Origin of the sequence: Paenibacillus sp. JJ-223 (assembly GCF_927798175.1) — a bacterium.
GTDB lineage: Bacteria > Bacillota > Bacilli > Paenibacillales > Paenibacillaceae > Paenibacillus > Paenibacillus hubeiensis.
Genome location: NZ_CAKMMP010000005.1, coordinates 281,025 through 299,391 on the forward strand (window position 1 = coordinate 281,025; position 18,367 = coordinate 299,391).

The window sequence follows — 18,367 nt, forward strand, 5'->3', positions numbered from 1 at the left end:
CCGCTGGTTGTCAAAACAGGAACCTTCGTCTTCGGGTTAACTTTTCGCCCTTCACTCTTCTGTTCCACCATAATGAACCTGCATTATCCTGCAAAACTTGAACGAATCTGTGCCCAAACTTACGTTCAATTAGTGCATAAGCCTCTCGCAATGCAAACGTCCTCACTTGAATGTCATGAGCATCCGATGAAATGAAATGAAATCCGTTTTCTTTGCAAAAATGAAAACACCATTTCTGAACTTTCCGCCCGAAAAGCCCCGTGAACGATTGGGATGTAAGCTGGCATAATCCACCTTGCCTCAAATACTCTGCTAACAATTTCGGCTTGCGCAGCAAAACGCGATTTCTTTCCGGATGAGCAAGAATCGGAACAATGCCCGCCATTTTGAGTTCATATAAAATGTCGGACAACTTCGGGGGAATGTGGTCAAAGGGCAATTCCAGCAGCATGTAACGGCTTCCGGCCAGCGTGCAGCATCTTCCGGCGTACAGGTCATCGATCAGGTTATCATGTACCCTGATCTCTTGTCCGGGGCGAATCTCCAGGTGAATATTACGCTCTCCCAGCTCTTCCTGAAGCAGTTTCACTGCCTGATTGACCACAATCGGGTCATTATTATAATGCCCGTTCAAGTGATGCGGAGTGGCAATAATGGAGGTAATTCCGGAGACTGCCGCCTTCTCGGCCATAGCGACGGATTGTTCCACATGGAAGGGACCATCATCCAGACCGAATAAAATGTGGCAGTGTATTTCAACCATAACCAAACTTCCTCAATGTATGCTCCTCCTCGCCCCGTATTTCTTGCGCAATTGTTTTGGTGTTAAAGAACTAATGCATAACGACATAAAATATAGTAAAATGGCGTTAAGTAATGCTTGTTTAGAAAATGTTTAGATTGCCTTCGACTTTATATGGTAAAATCGATGTAATGGATGTTTTTCGCACTAATCGCGGGTTGCGGCGATTTTTCATACGGATCTCGCGGAACTACCGGAAACTGCACATCTCGAAGCATGTTGTTTAACTGTCCTGTTATATATAGTGCTTGCTCTTGCTGAATATGCAGCTTTGAATGATACAATATCAGCTCTCCAAACGGCTGCTTCCATTGAAGTACGGCTTGAAGCCGCAAGCACGCATGATGATCTTCCACGTCCAATCCGATCACCATTTCCGGTGAGATGGGCAGGTCTAGATCGCTAAGGAACGTGAGCTCCTTGGTATCCATGCCGAGCAGCATAACTGGACGCCGCTTTCGTTCTACCTGTTTGCCTTGAAACGCGTGAATGTACATATGAACGTTTAGTTCCAATTTGGCCCACTCGCTTAACATTGGTTCCATGTTTTCATTCCTTTAAAGGATGGGATAGCCCGCAATATGACGCATCTTGCCGGATGTATATTGTGCAGGCAGCTTGGTTACACTTAAATTATTCCAAATGATACATTTCGTAACTCTATAGGTTCAATTTACGATACAATAAGTATCATGTCAAGCGGTATTTGGACATGGTTCTTTTGATATACGACAATATGAGATGTCCTTAGACAGAACTATATTTGGTCAGAATCCATGGGAAGATATTACTTTTTCGAACTGGGCCCGGGATAAATATTGACTTGATCGGAATGCCGGATCTTGTTCGACGTATTGCAGATAGCTGCCCTGATCAAAATAATGGCTTGGGATCGTTGAAAATTATTTGACTTGGCGTTCAGGGGGATAAGCTTATGAATTACGGAAATCGCATTGCTGAATTAAGGGAACAGCGGGGACTTACTCAAGAAGAACTTGCGAGCTCCATTCATATCACCAGAGCTGCTCTCTCTCACTATGAAAAGAATCGTCGCAAACCCGATTTTGAAGTCTTAACCAAACTTGCCGATATCTTTGGGGTATCTATCGATTATCTCGTTGGCCGCACGCAACACACGGATGTGGTGATGGACGAAGATGTGCGGGAATTCGTGGACTCCCTTGAATTATCGGACAAGGAAGTGCTGGATCGTTTCGATTTAATGATCGACGGTAAACCTCTTACCGAAGAAGAGGCCCGTCGCTTTATTGCTTTTGTCCGGATGGAACGCAGCATGAAATGAGGAACAAATAAAAAGACCCAGTCCGATGAAGATGATCTTTTTCGGTACCTGGGTTTTTTCGTCTCTTCTTTATTTCCCTCCGATCCATGTATGTCATTGCGGTCAAGAACGCTTGCCGGTCGCGGAGGATACGAATTGTTCCCAGCGTTCAGGTTTGATCCCGCATTGCAGCAACACCTTGGTGATGTCCAGCTTGGTAGTTTCCACCGGTTTGCCTTTTGTCGGTCTAGGTCTGCGACTGTGTGGATGCTTCATATTCATTCCGCTAACCCTCTCTTTACTATACTTTCCTGACTCCAAAACTGTTCTTATTATACTTGAGTTGCCATATCTATGTTGTCGTCTTGTGGCGAGAACGTTTTTGAGGGTGGTTCTAATTTTGTCGAAAACAAAACAGGAGCCTAACGACACCAATCGCGTTGTCGTTAGGCTCCTGCTTTTATTTTCGGTTATATAATGAAGCAAAATGTTTGAATATAAACGGACGGCTTAGCCTCCGGTTCGAGCAAGCTCACGCATATTGGCTTCGAAAGCGGCCAGCAGCGCAGCTTCGCCCGTCAGGCCCGAAGCCTGTGCACGCTCAATTTGTTCCGTCATGCGTTTGAAGTCCTTCGGAATGACACGAACGAAGTCAGCCAGGGATGACTGCCATTGATCCAGAATGCGCTGACCCGCTTCACTGCCAGTGAAGGCCACATGGCGCTGGATCATGCCGCGCAGTTCGGCACTCTCTTCCGTGCTTTCCACACGTTCAAGCAGAACCATCTCCAGGTTGCAACGCTGCAAGAATGTGCCTTTCGGATCATAAACGTATGCTATGCCTCCGGACATTCCTGCCGCAAAGTTACGGCCTGTATCGCCGAGAACGACAACGCGCCCACCGGTCATGTATTCACAGCCATGGTCTCCCACGCCTTCCACGACGACGTTAGCCCCCGAATTACGAACCGCAAAGCGTTCGCCGGCGATTCCGCGAATGTACGCTTCCCCGCTGGTTGCTCCATACAGGGCGGTGTTGCCGATGATGATGTTTTCCTCAGCCGCAAATGTCGCTTTCGGAGAAGGCATCACAATCAGTTTGCCTCCGGACAGTCCTTTACCTACATAGTCATTGGAATCCCCTTCAACCGTCATCGTCATGCCTTTTGGAATAAACGCACCGAAGCTTTGTCCCGCAGAGCCGATGAATTTGAATTGAATGGTGTCCTCAGGCAGTCCGGCAAGACCATACTTGCGCGTAACCTCGCTGCCCAGAATGGTTCCGACGGCACGGTTGACGTTGGTGATCGGCAGCACGCCTTCCACCGGTTGCCCGGATTCGAGCGCAGGCTGCGCCAGCGGCAGCAGCTGCTGCATATCCAGCGTTTCTTCCAGACCATGGTTCTGGAACTGCGTACGGTAGCGCGCAGAACCTTCCGGCATTTCCGGCACGTGCAGCAGCACGGACAGATCCACGCCTTTTTTCTTCCAATGGTCCGCGGCATCCGCAGCTTCCAGACAGTCGGTACGGCCAACCATCTCTTGGATCGTGCGGAAGCCCAATTCTGCCATGATTTCGCGCATTTCTTCGGCGACGAAACGCATGAAGTTTACGACATGGGCCGGATCGCCCATATAATTTTTGCGCAGTTCCGGATTTTGCGTGGCCACGCCCACCGGACAAGTATCCATTTGACATACACGCATCATGATGCATCCCAGCGCCACGAGCGGTGCCGTCGAGAATCCGTATTCTTCGGCTCCAAGCAGAGCCGCAACTGCAAGGTCACGACCATTGAGCATTTTACCATCGGTCTCCAGCACGATGCGATCACGCAAGTTGTTGAGCATCAACGTCTGGTGTGTCTCGGCCAAGCCAAGCTCCCACGGCATTCCCGCATGGCGGATCGAGCCTTGAGGTGACGCACCTGTACCCCCATCGTATCCGCTGACGAGAATGATGTCTGCACGGCCTTTGGCTACGCCGGCCGCGATCGTTCCTACGCCCACTTCGGATACCAGCTTCACGTTGATTTCCGCGCGAGGGTTGGCGTTTTTGAGATCATAGATGAGCTCCGCCAAATCCTCGATGGAGTAGATGTCGTGATGCGGCGGCGGAGAGATCAGACCTACGCCAGGCGTTGATCCGCGGACCTCGGCAACCCAAGGATACACTTTGCGTCCAGGCAGCTGCCCGCCCTCGCCCGGTTTCGCGCCTTGGGCCATTTTGATCTGAATTTCGTCCGCATTGACCAGGTAGTTGGACGTTACGCCGAATCGGCCGGACGCAACCTGCTTGATCGCGCTGCGACGGGAATCGCCGTTGGCATCCGGCACGAAACGTGCTGGATCTTCCCCGCCTTCGCCTGTGTTCGATTTGCCGCCGACGCGGTTCATTGCAATCGCGAGGTCCTCATGCGCCTCTTTGCTGATGGAACCGAAAGACATGGCTCCCGTTTTGAAACGACGCATGATCGCTTCGAGCGGCTCAACCTCATCCAGCGGAATGGCTGGACCGGCCGGTTTCAGCTTCAGCATGGAACGGATGGTGAGCATTTGCTCGTTCTCGCCCTGTACCAGCTTGGAATACTTTTTGTACAGTTTATAATCACCGGTGCGAACGGCGTGCTGCAGCGTGTGGATCGTTTGCGGGTTGAACAGATGCTCCTCCCCGTCATTGCGCCATTGGTATTCACCGCCGGAATCCAGCACTTTGTCATTGCCGTCCTTCTCCGTAAACGCGCGGTTGTGGTGGCTAAGCGCCTCCGCAGCGACTTCTTCCAAGCCAATCCCGCCGATCCGGGAAGGCGTCCAGGTGAAATAGCGGTCCACGAAATCGGCTTTCAAACCGACCGCTTCGAAGATTTGTGCTCCGCGATAGGACTGGATCGTGGAAATCCCCATTTTGGACAGGATTTTAATAACCCCTTTGGTCGCCGCTTTAATATAGTTTTTAACCGCCTTCTCATGCGAGATGCCGCGCAGCATGCCTTGGCGGATCATGTCATCCAGCGTTTCGAATGCCAGATACGGGTTCACGGCGCTTACCCCATAGCCAAGCAGCAGGGCATAGTGATGAATGTCGCGCGGTTCTCCCGATTCCAGCAAAATGCTGACTTTCGTTCTTGTCCCCTGACGGATCAGATGATGGTGCAGACCGGCAACGGCAAGCAATGCAGGAATGGCTGCATTTTCCGCATCCACGCCGCGGTCCGACAGGATCAGGATGTTGTGTCCTTTATCAATAACGCGATCCGCTGCTTCGAAGAGCAGGTCCATCGCTTTGCGCAATCCTTCCGCGCCTTCTTTCGCCGCGAAGAAGATCGGAATCGTCATCGAGCGGAAGCCCGGACGGCGGACGTGGCGGATTTTCGCAAAATCCTCGTTGGACAGAACCGGCGTCTCGAGACGAATCTGACGACAGCTCTCCGGTTCCGGGTTCAGCAGGTTGCGTTCAGGCCCGATGGTCGTTGCCGTCGAGGTTACGATCTCCTCACGAATCGCATCGATCGGCGGGTTCGTGACTTGGGCAAACATCTGCTTGAAGTAGTTGTACAACCGCTGCGGGCGATCGGACAACACCGCAAGCGGTGCATCGTATCCCATCGAACCTGTCGCTTCCATTCCGGTGGACGCCATCGGCTCCAGAATTTTGCGCAGTTCTTCGAAGGAATACCCGTACGCAAGCTGCAGCTGGGTCACGTTATCATGCTTCGGCTCCGGCAGCTCAGGCGCTTCAGGCAGTTCCTTCAGGTCTACGAGATGTTCGTCCAGCCATGCCTGATACGGATTTTCAGCCGCGATTTTCGCTTTTGCTTCCTCATCGGAGATGATGCGTCCTTCCTGCGTATCCACGATCAGCATCCGTCCAGGACGCAGACGGTCTTTGTAAAGGATGTCTTCCGGTGCGATATCCAGTACCCCTACCTCGGAGGACAAAATAATGCGGTCGTCTTTCGTTACATAATAACGGGCAGGACGCAAACCGTTGCGGTCCAGCGTTGCGCAAATTTGCACGCCGTCGGTGATGCCCATCGCCGCCGGTCCATCCCATGGCTCCATCAGCGTGCTGTGGTACTCATAAAATGCTTTTTTGGCCGGATCCATGCCTTCATCCGTGCTCCACGGCTCCGGTACCATCATCATGGCCACCTGAGGCAGGGAACGTCCGCTCAAATAAAGGAACTCCAGCGTATTGTCGAACATCGCGGTATCCGAGCCGTCCGGGTTGATGATCGGTTTCACTTTGTCGATGTCGCTGCCGAACACTTCGCTCTCGAACAGCGACTGGCGAGCATGCATCCAGTTCACGTTGCCGCGCATCGTATTGATCTCGCCGTTGTGGATCATGAAGCGGTACGGATGCGCGCGTTCCCAGCTCGGGAACGTGTTCGTGCTGAAACGGGAGTGCACGAGCGCGATCGCGGATTCCACCAGGTCCTCCTGCAGATCCAGGTAAAATTCTCCGACCTGCTCTGTCGTAAGCATTCCTTTATATACCACTTTGCGGCAAGACAAGCTTGGCAGATAGAAGGAATCGCCGGCTTGCGCCTCAGGCGAATAACGGATCGCCAGCTCCGCGCGTCTGCGAATGACGTACAGCTTGCGCTCGAAAGCCATCTCGTCCTTGATGTCCTCGGACTTGCCGATGAATACCTGACGGACATGAGGTTTCGCTGCAAGCGCGGAACGCCCCAGCATGCCATCGTAGGTAGGCACATCGCGGAATCCGAGCACCGTTTGGCCTTCTTCTTCAATGATTTTTTTGAGGCCTTCCTCATGGGCGCTGCGAATGGCCGGATCATGGGAAAGGAAGAGCATACCTACGCCATAATGTCCTTGTTCTGGCAAAGCAAAACCGAGACGTTCCGCCTCCTTCGCAAAAAAGCGATGAGGAATCTGGATCAAAATACCGGCTCCGTCACCGGAATTCGGTTCACTGCCCTGTCCGCCACGGTGCTCCATGTTACTGAGCATGGTCAGCGCCTGGCTAACGATATCGTGTGAAGCTACACCTTTGATATGGGCCACAAAGCCCATTCCGCATGCATCTTTTTCGAATTGCGGGTCATACAGACCCTGTTTGGGTGGTAATCCGATCTGTTTCATGGAACGCAACCTTTCTATTAATGAAGTATTTCGGAGATCCAGACTTTGGCGACAAGCAACATTGAGACGGGAGGAGCCGGCGACTTGATGCAAGTGCCTGCCAAAATTGCGGAGTGGCGGCACAATGGCCGTCCGATTCAAGAGCGCTGTCGTAGTTCGGTATATGCCTTGAAGGTTACATGCCGTCCGCGGCCCGGGCGGGCACGAATGCATGATGATTGGCATTTTCGGCCACTGGCATGGCCGTTAAAAATGGAGCGACGTGTTTAATAAGTTCTATCATTTTAACACCGACCTAACATCAGCGCAATTTAAACTTTTTAATACCTCTGATAAGAATTGTTTTGCAGTGAAGCGTTAGTGCGGTAACGCTAAAATCCAACTCTTTTTCGAATAATTATACACATTTCGCGCAAGAGTACAACTGATTTTATCTGCTGACAAAAGAAAAACATTCCATATGGGGCCTGCATTTCCCCCTCTTTTCGCCAAAATCGGATCCGGCGGTCCAGCAAATCGCGCGCCAGGCATGCAATCCTATGCAAAAATAGCTTATGCCCTTTTAGGGGGCATAAGCTATTTGCACTTTTTGTACACTATATTGCATAATTTCGATAGTGAATTGATCGTTTTTCAACCACTTTCACATCCCGGTTTCGAACGAACCACCAAAGGCCGGTTCCAAACTCCGGTTCACTTCAATATTATGCCGTCACGACTTGACCCGATTCCGCTGCTTCTGCCGCTTTTTTCGTGCGACGTTTGCCGTTCCAAAGGAAGAAGCCCAATGTGAGCAGCACCGATGCACCCGCATAGATGGCGAGTATTCCGGCCTGATGCCACATCACGTCAAAGTTGCCGCTGGAAACGACGGCTTTGAAGCCCATGATGCTATGCGTCATCGGCAGCCAAGGGCTGAACGATTGCAGCCAGCCTGGAATCAATTCCACCGGGAATGTTCCGGCGCTTGCCGCCAACTGGAATACCAGCAGCAGGATGACCACGTAACGCCCAGGCAGGTCGAGCCAGGTTACGAGCGCCTGCACGATAAACATGAAGGTCAGGCCCGTAATGATCGTGAACAGGTAGAACAGCGGCACGCTGTGCGTTTCCAGACCGAGACCATAGAGCATAAAGCTGGCCACAATGACCGACTGGAACACGCTCATGCCACCAAAGACAAGTGTACGGCTGACAAACCGGCTCCAACCGGATGCGTTCGGCACGGACGTGTCACGCATTTTTAGAATGATCGTGGAAATGAGCGATCCAACGAACAACCCGATCGACAGGAAGAACGGCGTCAGTCCGGTACCATAGTTGGATACCCCTTCGGCTTCGTTCTCCGAAGAGTTCACCGGTTCGGCGAACATGCTAACCACATCATCCGTTTTCTTCACTTCCGACGTTTTGTCGGCAGCGTCATTCAGTTTGGTGGCAAGCTCGCTAGAACCGTCCTTCAGTTCGGACAAGCCGTTTGACAGCTTGCCTGCACCATCGCCGAGCTGTTTCGATCCATCGGTCAGCGTGCTGACACCGTTACTGAGCTTGCTCACACCCGTTTGCAGCGCGCTTGTGCCTGTACCCAGCTGTTTGGCACCGTCCGCCAGCTGCGTGCCGCCGCTCGCGGCTTCGCCCAGCTTGGCGGTGAATTGTTTCAGCCCGTCGGACAACTTCGCGCCGCCTTGGCTAAGTTGACCGGCTCCTGTCAGCAGCTGCTGCTGACCGTTCACCAGTTGGTCTGCACCGGCAAGCAATTGTTTCTGGCCGTCATGCAATTGGGCAGCTCCTGCGGCAAGCTTCTGGTTGCCCTCATGCAATTGCGCTGCCCCTGCGGCCAGCTGCTGCTCGCTCTCGTGCAGCTGCGCGCTGCCGTCGGCTACGGCCTCACTTGCAGCCAGCAGCTTCTGCACATCCTCGCTTGCGGCCAGTTCCGGATTCGACGCCGCAAGCTGCTTCAAGCCGTCGGCAACGCTTTTCGCTCCGCCGGCCACCTTTTCGCTGCCGTCCACCGCAGACTGCAGTCCGTTTGACAGCTTGCTGCTGCCCTCCACTGCGCTTTGCAGCCCTTCGGACAACTGGGCGCTTCCCTGTTCGGACGATTGGAGCCCGGTTTGCAGCTTGCTCGTTCCATCCAGGGAGGACTTAAGTCCTGCAGCCAGCTTGTCGCTGCCTTCTTTCAACTGGTCCGCACCGCTTTGCAGCTGCGTTTGGGCCGCTGTGTGAAGTTGATTCAATCCGGACACCAGGCTCGCCGTTCCTGTTTCGAGCTTACTTGCGCCGGTATGCAGCGCACTGACGCCATCGCTCAGCGGAGACAATCCTTTTTGGAGTTCCAATGTCCCGTCGGCCAGCTTCGCCAAATTATCCTTGAGCTTCACTGCGCCGTCGTCCAGTTCGCCAGCACCGTCCGTCAGCTTGCCTGCGCCTTCGCCTGCATCAGCCAATCCGTCCGATACTTCGGAGAACTTGTCGAGCAGCGTCTCCGCATAGGCCTCGGTCACTTTGGCGGACACCTTCGATTTCAGGTCCTTGATGGCCGTTTTGCCGATCTGCGCACCGACGAAGCTGTAATTGCCGTTCGGCTCGTAGATCAACTCCGCAGGCTGCGGTTTGTCGTCCAGCAGCGTTGTCGCCTGGGACGAGAAATTTTGCGGAATCGTGATCTGCATGTAGTACTTGTCATCCTGGATGCCTTTTTTGGCTTGCTCCGCGGATACGAAGTCCCACTTGAAGTCATCGTTCTTTTTGAGCTCGTCGATCAGATCGTTGCCGATATGAAGGGATTTGCCTTCAAGCTCAGCTCCTTTGTCGAGATTGACCACCGCAACCGGCATCTGATCCACTTTACCGTATGGGTCCCAGTATGCGGCAAGGTAGATACCGCTATACAAAATAGGAATAAACATGACAGCAATGACGGGGATCAACACCTTCGGGTTTCTCACGGCCGATCCCACATCCTTGAAAAACACGGATAATGATTTCAATTGGTTTCTCCCCTTACTTCTCTCTGCTCATGGAGCAGGACTTATTATGAAATTTTCAGAAATACGGAATGACCACTTTCCCCAAACGGTCAATCCAGAGCAAAAAAACAACCTGTCTCCCGACAAGCCTCACTGCCGCAACCTATGCATGGATCATGCTCCTCAAACGTCATTCTACTATTATAGAACAAGTATGGTTTACGTTGCTGCAGCAATTCCTTCCATTAAAAAAAGGCGAAAATGATTCTTGATTTCCTCTTTGCCAAGAGGTTCATGCTGTTTGTTCCAATCCGAGGTCAGCGCAATGTACAAGCGGATCATCATAAAAGACACGATGTTCGGATCGCAGTCCTTGATTTCCCCGCGCTCCTTTGCCTTCTCCAAGTGACTGGCCAAAAAGTCGGAAATGACCTTCTCTACTTTTTCCAAGCCGTCCTTGGCCTGCAGCGTCCCGAAATCCTTCAACTCCTGGGAAAGCTTCACAAGCAGCTCATGATCGCGTCGGAATTCCAGCAACGAGTCCAGCACCCGAAACAAATTATCAAAAAACGTGCTCTCCCGGTGGACCTCCCTGTGGGCAATGTTCTTCATTTCCTGGATCACTTCCACCAGAATCTGGTCGAACAACTGCTCTTTATTCGTGAAAAAAGTGTAGATCGTCCCTTTGCCGACATTAGCGATCTTCGCCACCTGATCCATCGTGGTTGCCTTATAGCCGAACATGGAAAACGACTGCGCAGCCGCCTGTATCACCTGTTGTCTCCGGTCGATCGGAGCCATCTCTCCCCCTCCTTTGCATGTTATTCCACTTATGAATGACCAAAAATACAATTTAGTCATTCGGTCAAAAGTTACAATACCACCATATTGAACAGATTGCAAGACTAACATCCCAAATTTGTGTTAATTTTTTTTAACCGAAATGCAGTGGAAACCGTTCCTGTCGTCGTCTATAGTTATGGTGTCATACTCAACACAGGCAGACATGAAGTCTAGTGGTATCAGAATCGTAAAAACGTGTAAACATTAATGAATGAACATCATTCATCATTCCACTGTATATCCATGTAGTAACAAGCCTTAGGCACAGCGATAATCGTTATATATGAAAACTTATGAATAAAGGTGAACTCATGCGAAAACCAAGAGTACTCTTGCTATCGGAAGGTTTCGGCACCGGTCACACTCAAGCCGCCCATGCACTTGCGAGCGGCATCAAACAACTCAACCCCCAGGTTCATAGCCGCGTCATCGAACTCGGAAAGTTTCTTAACCCTACGATGGCTCCGCTGATCTTCTCGGCATACCGCAAGACGTTGTCCGTCCAGCCCAAGCTGGTCAGCCTGCTTTACCGGACACAATATAATAAATCGCTGAACGGCTTCACCAGGCTTGCTTTGCACCGCATTTTTTATACGCAGACGGCCCAGGTCATTTCCCAATTGAAGCCGGATGCCGTGATCTGTACCCATCCTTTCCCGAATGCGGTCATTTCCCGGCTCAAGCGCCAGGGGCTCAATATTCCGCTGTATACGCTTGTCACGGATTACGATGCCCATGGTACCTGGATTACGCCTGAAGTAAACCATTTTCTGGTCCCTACCTCTCAGGTCAAAGCACTGCTTGAAATTCGCGGCGTTGATCCGGCCCGCATTCGGGTCACAGGCATTCCCGTGCATCCCGATTTTTGGGAGCAGGGCGACAAAACGCTGATCCGGCGCGAGCTTGGCCTGGAGCAAATGCCCACGGCCCTGCTCATGGGCGGAGGATGGGGACTCTCCTTTGACGAAGACCATCTAAAGTCGCTCGCATCCTGGGCAGATCGCATCCAGCTGCTCTTCTGTCTGGGCAGCAATGCCAAAATGATGGCGAAAATGAAGGAAATGCCTTGCTTCCAGCATCCCAATATCCGCATTATCGGATACACCCGGGAAGTCAGCAAGCTGATGGATGCGTCTGACGTGCTCATCACGAAGCCTGGCGGCATGACCTGCACGGAAGCGATGGCCAAAAAATTGCCCATGCTGTTCGTGCCGCCCCTTCCCGGACAGGAAGAGGAGAATTGCGAGTATTTCGTACAAGCAGGATACGGCCAAGTCATTCACTCACCTGAAGTCATCGCGAATTATTTCGGGCAATTAAGCACGGGAGGCACGTTATCGCCAGAGCCTTCAAGCCAGAAAACGATTCATTCTCCGAAAACACAAAGCTATGATCCGACGTGCTGTGCCCAAACGGTTCATGACTTATTGTTCCCGATGGCAGCAGAATTCATATCAGCGCCCAAGGAGCTCGTTTCAGCCGGAATTACAGCCAGATCTTTGTCAGGTACCCGTTTGCCGTATTAACCTCTCTATGACCCCTTAGAATCGATCTGAGAGGACATTAGAAGAATATGCACGAAATAAATTTGTACAGATAAATAAGGTCCTCGTCCATCAGCATGGACGGGGACCTTGTCATTTTAATGAACGATCACCGAATAACTACCGCAAAAAAGGAAATACTTAACGGTGAATATTCGAAATAACGCCCTGCAAATTCGCTTTTTTCCCGAGGGAAAATCGTTGCAAAAAACATCGAGTAGTGAACTACCCTGCCTGTTTGCAGAATTAAAGGGCCTTTATTTATAAAAAGTATGATTTCCGATGGTCTTGACTTTTTTTTGCGATTTGGCGACCGTCAAGTCGTCCGCCAGCGTCAACGAAAGAAAATAATACGTATTATCCGGTACTTCCTTCGTTCCATTCAACGCGGCATTCACGGCCCTGACACACTCCTCGTTCGGAGTTACGCGATCCAGGCGCCCGTTAGCCACAGGACTGAATTGGGATTTTTGATAGATAACCTTGTGAATGGTATCGGGAAAATTGGCTGACCGCAGCCGGTTCAAGACAACGTTGGCCACTGCCACTTTGCCTTCGTACGGTTCGCCTTCCGCTTCTGCCATGACGATTTTCTGCAGCAGAAACAGCTCTTTATCGGACACAGTATACGACCAGGTGGCTGATTTCCGGTCTTCCTGACTGAGCAGTTTGGTCCGCGTAAAGTATAGTTTGTGGGGGGGAGTTGTCGTTGCAGCAGCCGCTTTGGCCTTTTTCGTTCCGGCCAGCTTTAACGCAGCTTCTTTCTTCGCTTTGGCCTGAGCTGCAGCCTGAACCTGTCGTTTGGCCTTGGCTTCCTCTTTCTCCTGCTTGTCCAAGGCAGCCGTGAACCATTTTTGCGCAGGTGTCGCATGTTTCCAATCGGACTGGAGGGACGTGCTTGCGGACAGACTGGTCCTGTCTTCCATCACTCGCCTATCTCCTGCGGCAACGGATTGTCCGTCAGGCCCTGGCGCCGCCACTTCGCTCATTTGTTTGCTTTCACTCGCCTCATTCCATTTCCCGGATGCCTGAACTAAATTTACCCCCAATATGCACACAAGCAGCACAGATAACATCGGTGCTACCCAACGATTTTTGTTTATAAGATCCATCTCGAAGATTCCTCCTGTCGCAGCAATTCCCTAAACTAAGTAACCTCAAAAAAAGAAATTGAATAACGTTGGCTAATATTACATAGGGATAAACGTAATGTCAATGTGATTTTATGTAAAAATACTTATTTACAGGAAAATGAAAACGTATCCACGACCTCGTACATGGGGATTTGTCCAAGCCTTGTCACATAAAGTACAAACCCATCTACCGTCCATGAATTCACAGGAGAGGAATGTCCAGGGAGCAGGTCGAAAATGCCATTTTGCGTATGTTCTGGAACCTGACCCACAAATTTGCGCGCCATCGTGATGTGCGGGCGATACGGTCTCAGCTCTGCCTGAAAACCCAGTTGGGCCGTTGACTCCACGATATGTTTTTGCAGAGAGTGCAATCGCTCCACGTCTCCGCTAACACCCTTCCACAAAACCTTCGGTGCACGTTCAAGCCCGAATGTCCCCCAGTCGGATATGTTCAAGGAAAACGGTTGGAATGCCAAGCTTGCCTCCCTCAGCACTTTCTTCAACTTCCCGATTTCGGCAGAAGGCGTATCTCCCAAAAATTGCAAGGTAATATGGTAGTCCCTATGATCGGTCCATTTGCGAAAATCGAGCCTGGTCTGCGCCCATTCCGCCTCCAACCGAAGAAATTCCTGAAGTTTGGACGGCAAACGAATCGCTGTGAACAATCTTTCCCTCCCATGGGACACACCACCAAAACTATTATGTAAATCATTACTCATTGTATCCACCCCGCTAAAGTATGATCTATTATTCCATATTCAAAGAGATTCTTTCAAGTCGCCTACGTCCAGATTGACATAGAACAGAGCGATATTCATGAGGCTTCATACCTGCCTTCTCTGCACATTCTGCTCAAATTTGTTAAAATTAAATCAGACTACATTCAAATTCAGGAGGGCAATCATGGGTAAAATCGTATGTTTTCCAACATTATCCAAGGAACAGAAACAACGGATTACGGATGCTGCACCTGGTTATTCGCTCATTGTCGGCAAAGCCAAAGAACTGGATCCCAAACAATTGGCGGAAGCCGAGATCATTGTCGGCTGGTCCCCATTGATCACTGAACACGTTTTGTCGCAGGACAGTCCGTTGAAGTGGATTCAGGTGTGGTCCGCGGGTGTCGACAGCCTTCCCTTTGCCCAATTGGAACAAAAGAACATTCGGGTCACCAGCGCCAACGGCGTACATGCCGTTCCCATCACCGAAATCATTTTGGGCATGATGCTTTCCCATAGCCGTTGGTTAAGACAAGCTATGCTGCATCAACAGCATGCCGAATGGACATCCCCAGGCAAGCCGCTGCCCGAATTGAATGGCAAAACGGCCGTCATCGCCGGCGTCGGGGAAATCGGAACGGAAACCGCGAGAATCCTCAAGGCCCTCGGCATGAAAGTCATTGGCGTGCGCCGTTCAGGCAAGGACGCTCCCCATGTGGATCGGATGTACGATATGTCCGGCTTCCACGAAGCGTTGGCACAGGGCGACTACATCATTAACATTTTGCCGCTTACCGACGAAACGCATCATGCATACAATGATGCCGCGTTCGCGCGCTGCAAACCGGGAGCATGCTTCGTCAACGTGGGACGCGGTCCCAGCGTGGACACCGCCGCCCTTCTTCGCGCATTGGATAACGGATCACTGGCTTTCGCGGCACTGGACGTCTTTGAAGAAGAACCGCTGCCCGCCGACCATCCGTTGTGGAGCAAGGAGAACGTGCTGATCACGCCGCATATTGCCGGCAGCACGGAGCTATACACCGACCGGGCATTGGATATTTTTATCGACAACCTGCAAACGTATCTGGAAGACGGGTCTTTGCACCGCAATCTGGTGGATTACGAGCACAAGTATTGAATCAGGCAGCACAAAGAACCTCCGAATCCGCTGCGGCGTCCTGCCTCGGATCGGAGGTTCTTTTATTTGGTCGTTATTCGCTGCACAACCAGACGTGACGGATAAACGTGCCTTTCCTGACGGTTCGATGCTGCAGCACCCTCCATCCCGCCTGCTCCAGGCGATGTTCCACCCTTTCGGTGGAAACGATGACTGCTCGTCCCGACAATCGGCGCAGGCTCGTCAGCATCATCCGTTGTTCCTCATCCGGCAGCACCGAGCAAAGATTGTACGGCATGTCCAGAATCGCCGCATCGTATCTTCCCTGGAGGTCGTTCATGTCCCCGAGTGCAACGAGTTCCGAATCGTAGCCGTAATGGGACAGATTGACCCGGGCCCCCTGAACCGCAAGCGGGTTCAGATCATTGCCTTCGGTTTCGATGCCCATCGATAAAGCTTCGATCATCACCGTGCCCATCCCGCAGCACGGGTCGAGCAAACGGCGGTTTTCCGTTTCGGGAAGCGCAATGTTGACAAGCGCCCTGGCGAGATGGACAGGGAGCCCTGTGGAGTAATTTTGCGGCTTATGCCGGTGATCGTACCAATCCCGGTCTGCTTCCGTCCATCGACCGAAGAGCCATTTTCCGCCAGCCTGTATTAGGCCAAAAGTCATTTTTGGGTGTTTCATCCTAGCCGTTCCGCGAATGCACATGCCGATTTCCCTTTCCAACAAACGCGCTTGCCCGAAATCGGGCATGTCGTCCCCTTCTTTCAAGCAAACCACCTTGAACGTCTCACCCTCGGCCAGACGAATCGCTGCAGCGATCGGCCGCAGTTCGGACACCGTTCTCTTTTCGGCGATAATATCCAGCCTGCCCCGGATAAACGGGCTTCGCCCAGATGCAATGCGAATCGCGGAGCGCACATAAGAGCGGGCAGAATCCTCCATTTCTACTCCGGAAAGCAGCATCGTTTCCAGTTCAAGCGCACAAATTTCACGCTCGTTTTCATGACAGGCAAAAGTATACAAATACGGGGTATTGGCGCCGACATCGGCAAGCTTCTCTTTCACAATGTTTATCCGTCCTTCATACTTCTTCTATAATAAGAAGATTATATTTTCAGTTTTTCGATGGAAGTGAGCAGATCGCCGGACAACGCCTTCAATTGCTGAACATTGCCGCTGATCGTTTCCATTGAGCTCACCTGTTCCTCGGCCGAAGCCGATACTTCCTCCACGCTCGCTGCCGTTTGCTCGGAGACCGCCGAAATCTGTTGACTGAACCCGTTCATCCTTGCACTGGCTTCCTGCATGCCCTTCAGGCCTTCCGTCATCTTGGCGATCACAACGACCATGCTTTCCACCGATTCGCTAATGTTCCGGAACAATTCGCCCGTCGCCTGAACCTGTTCCTGTCCGCGCTCCGTCTCCTGCACGCCCAGGCGCAGCTCTGCCACAACACCCTGCGAATCCTGTTGAATATCTTCCGTAATGGCCGTAATCTCCTCCACCGAGGCTTGAACGGCTTCGGACAGGCTGCGCACCTCTGCTGCCACAACCGCGAACCCTCGTCCGCTCTCACCTGCACGCGCAGCCTCGATCGAGGCATTCAATGCAAGCAGATTGGTTTGGCGGGCAATGTCACGAATGACCTGGACCAACTTGGAAATATCCTCGTTTTTTCGATCCAGTTGTTCCATTTTGCTCATCGAAGCAAAGACGGTACCGGCGATCAGCCGCATCTGCTGCACCGATTGCTCCATCACCATACGGCCATTCAAACCTTGCTCAAGCACCTGATCCGACATGGCCTGAAGCCGTCGTCCCTGCTCGGCATGCTGTTGAATATGGCTGTTCAGCCCCGTCACCGCCCGTGTCGATTCCACGGCAGTCATCGCCTGGCTTTCGGCCGCCCTGGCCGACTCTTCCATCGTTGCGGCGATTTGCCTGCTGCCGATTTTGACCTCCTCGGATGCAACCGTAAGATCAATGCTCTGACGATTGACCGACTCCGCGATCCGTCTGACGTTCAAGACCATGGACGTCAGATTGCTTTTCATTACATTCACGGCTTTTGCCAAAGCGCCCACTTCATCCTCGTATTTGGTATGTACGTCCTGCACATTCAATTGGCCTTCAGCGATCAGTTTAACCGCGCTGATCACCCGGAGAAGCGGTCTGACGACCTGCGAACGAATGATCGGGATGGACACGGCGGTAATCAGGATCATGGCCAGCACTCCAAGCATGATGGTGATTCTGCCATCCTGCACGATGCGGATGGTTCGCGCCGCAGCGATATCCGATTGTTCCCGGTTATACTCCACCAGGTAATTCAGGTTCACCTGCAAATCATCGAAAGAGGCAGCCCCTTTTTCAGATACTTCCTTCGCCAATTCCGTCTGTCCTTCATCGCTTAGCTTGATCGCCTGCACGTTCAGTTTAAGGTAGGCCTCCCATTCGGCTTTGAAATCGGACCAATGCTGCTGCTCCTCATCGCTTTTCGCCTTCTGATCATAAATTTTGATCGTCTGGGCCGTTTCGCGTATATATGTGGTCCGTTCTTCGGACAATGACTTTTTTTCCTCTGCCCGTGCATCAAAATGGCGGTAGCTGAGCGACAGGATATGCTCTGTCGTATAATTCAGATGGTTGATCTGCTGGATCGCCGGCATCCATTTGTCCGTTATATCGTTCGTATTCGCCTCCATCGAATTCAAGCGGCCAATCACCGTGACGCTTAGAACGATTAAACAGAGGAGTAACAGATAAAACGCGATGCTGATGCGCAGGCCGATGCTCTTGATCCTGAATCTGCCGAACATTTGGTTTCCCCCTTGTG

At 51.8% G+C, this 18,367-nt stretch carries 13 protein-coding genes; 3 read left to right on the forward strand and 10 right to left on the reverse strand.

Annotated elements, in window-relative coordinates:
- Nucleotides 1-10: 10 nt before the first annotated feature.
- On the reverse strand, nt 11-763 hold the full coding sequence (locus tag L6H98_RS11720) for a CpsB/CapC family capsule biosynthesis tyrosine phosphatase (protein WP_236415240.1): 753 nt from the start codon (nt 761-763) through the stop codon (nt 11-13).
- A gap of 149 nt (nt 764-912) precedes the next feature.
- A complete protein-coding gene (locus L6H98_RS11725) occupies nt 913-1,347 on the reverse strand; it encodes a hypothetical protein (RefSeq protein ID WP_236415242.1) in 435 nt (144 codons plus the stop codon).
- 389 nt (nt 1,348-1,736) lie between these two features.
- Here L6H98_RS11725 and L6H98_RS11730 point away from each other — a divergent pair, with 389 nt between their 5' ends.
- On the forward strand, nt 1,737-2,105 hold the full coding sequence (locus tag L6H98_RS11730; protein WP_236415243.1) for a helix-turn-helix transcriptional regulator: 369 nt from the start codon (nt 1,737-1,739) through the stop codon (nt 2,103-2,105).
- A gap of 102 nt (nt 2,106-2,207) precedes the next feature.
- Here L6H98_RS11730 and L6H98_RS11735 read toward each other — a convergent pair whose 3' ends face one another.
- The 4 genes from L6H98_RS11735 to L6H98_RS11750 all read right to left on the reverse strand — a co-directional run bounded on the left by L6H98_RS11735 (nt 2,208) and on the right by L6H98_RS11750 (nt 10,963).
- Nucleotides 2,208-2,366, reverse strand: a complete 159-nt coding sequence (locus L6H98_RS11735; protein ID WP_236415245.1) for a hypothetical protein — start codon at nt 2,364-2,366, stop codon at nt 2,208-2,210.
- A gap of 228 nt (nt 2,367-2,594) precedes the next feature.
- Complete coding sequence (gene gltB / locus L6H98_RS11740; RefSeq protein ID WP_236415246.1) at nt 2,595-7,193, reverse strand: glutamate synthase large subunit; 4,599 nt, start codon at nt 7,191-7,193, stop codon at nt 2,595-2,597.
- Between the two features lie 704 nt (nt 7,194-7,897).
- Entirely contained in the window at nt 7,898-10,183 is a 2,286-nt protein-coding gene (locus L6H98_RS11745; RefSeq protein WP_236415248.1) for a YhgE/Pip domain-containing protein, read from the reverse strand.
- Between the two features lie 198 nt (nt 10,184-10,381).
- Entirely contained in the window at nt 10,382-10,963 is a 582-nt protein-coding gene (locus L6H98_RS11750) for a TetR/AcrR family transcriptional regulator (protein ID WP_236415250.1), read from the reverse strand.
- Between the two features lie 353 nt (nt 10,964-11,316).
- Between L6H98_RS11750 and L6H98_RS11755 the strand changes: the two genes are divergently transcribed.
- On the forward strand, nt 11,317-12,531 hold the full coding sequence (locus L6H98_RS11755; RefSeq protein ID WP_236415252.1) for a glycosyltransferase: 1,215 nt from the start codon (nt 11,317-11,319) through the stop codon (nt 12,529-12,531).
- Nucleotides 12,532-12,806: 275 nt separating this feature from the next.
- On the opposite strand, the gene L6H98_RS11760 is transcribed toward L6H98_RS11755, so the two are convergent.
- Nucleotides 12,807-13,661, reverse strand: a complete 855-nt coding sequence (locus tag L6H98_RS11760) for a cell wall hydrolase (RefSeq protein ID WP_236415254.1) — start codon at nt 13,659-13,661, stop codon at nt 12,807-12,809.
- A gap of 125 nt (nt 13,662-13,786) precedes the next feature.
- Nucleotides 13,787-14,350, reverse strand: coding sequence for an RNA 2',3'-cyclic phosphodiesterase (gene thpR / locus L6H98_RS11765; protein WP_236415256.1), 564 nt, complete (start codon nt 14,348-14,350; stop codon nt 13,787-13,789).
- 238 nt (nt 14,351-14,588) lie between these two features.
- On the opposite strand from thpR, the gene L6H98_RS11770 reads away from it, so the two are divergent.
- Nucleotides 14,589-15,545, forward strand: coding sequence for a D-2-hydroxyacid dehydrogenase (locus tag L6H98_RS11770; protein WP_236415258.1), 957 nt, complete (start codon nt 14,589-14,591; stop codon nt 15,543-15,545).
- Nucleotides 15,546-15,618: 73 nt separating this feature from the next.
- Here the strand turns inward: L6H98_RS11770 and L6H98_RS11775 are convergent, their stop codons facing one another.
- Together L6H98_RS11775 and L6H98_RS11780 are read right to left on the reverse strand one after the other, a co-directional pair.
- Nucleotides 15,619-16,596 (reverse strand): RsmD family RNA methyltransferase, encoded by a 978-nt coding sequence (locus tag L6H98_RS11775; protein WP_236415260.1) that lies wholly within the window; start codon nt 16,594-16,596, stop codon nt 15,619-15,621.
- Nucleotides 16,597-16,637: 41 nt separating this feature from the next.
- A complete protein-coding gene (locus L6H98_RS11780) occupies nt 16,638-18,350 on the reverse strand; it encodes a methyl-accepting chemotaxis protein (protein WP_236415262.1) in 1,713 nt (570 codons plus the stop codon).
- Between the last annotated feature and the right edge of the window lie 17 nt (nt 18,351-18,367).

Excerpts from the sequence above, each read along its gene's own strand:
- L6H98_RS11720 (WP_236415240.1), bottom strand. The coding sequence starts at position 763 with ATGGTTGAAATACACTGCCACATTTTATTCGGTCTGGATGATGGTCCC.
- L6H98_RS11725 (WP_236415242.1), bottom strand. The coding sequence starts at position 1,347 with ATGGAACCAATGTTAAGCGAGTGGGCCAAATTGGAACTAAACGTTCAT.
- L6H98_RS11730 (WP_236415243.1), top strand. The coding sequence starts at position 1,737 with ATGAATTACGGAAATCGCATTGCTGAATTAAGGGAACAGCGGGGACTT.
- L6H98_RS11735 (WP_236415245.1), bottom strand. The coding sequence starts at position 2,366 with ATGAATATGAAGCATCCACACAGTCGCAGACCTAGACCGACAAAAGGC.
- gltB (WP_236415246.1), bottom strand. The coding sequence starts at position 7,193 with ATGAAACAGATCGGATTACCACCCAAACAGGGTCTGTATGACCCGCAA.
- L6H98_RS11750 (WP_236415250.1), bottom strand. The coding sequence starts at position 10,963 with ATGGCTCCGATCGACCGGAGACAACAGGTGATACAGGCGGCTGCGCAG.
- L6H98_RS11755 (WP_236415252.1), top strand. The coding sequence starts at position 11,317 with ATGCGAAAACCAAGAGTACTCTTGCTATCGGAAGGTTTCGGCACCGGT.
- L6H98_RS11760 (WP_236415254.1), bottom strand. The coding sequence starts at position 13,661 with ATGGATCTTATAAACAAAAATCGTTGGGTAGCACCGATGTTATCTGTG.
- L6H98_RS11770 (WP_236415258.1), top strand. The coding sequence starts at position 14,589 with ATGGGTAAAATCGTATGTTTTCCAACATTATCCAAGGAACAGAAACAA.
- L6H98_RS11780 (WP_236415262.1), bottom strand. The coding sequence starts at position 18,350 with ATGTTCGGCAGATTCAGGATCAAGAGCATCGGCCTGCGCATCAGCATC.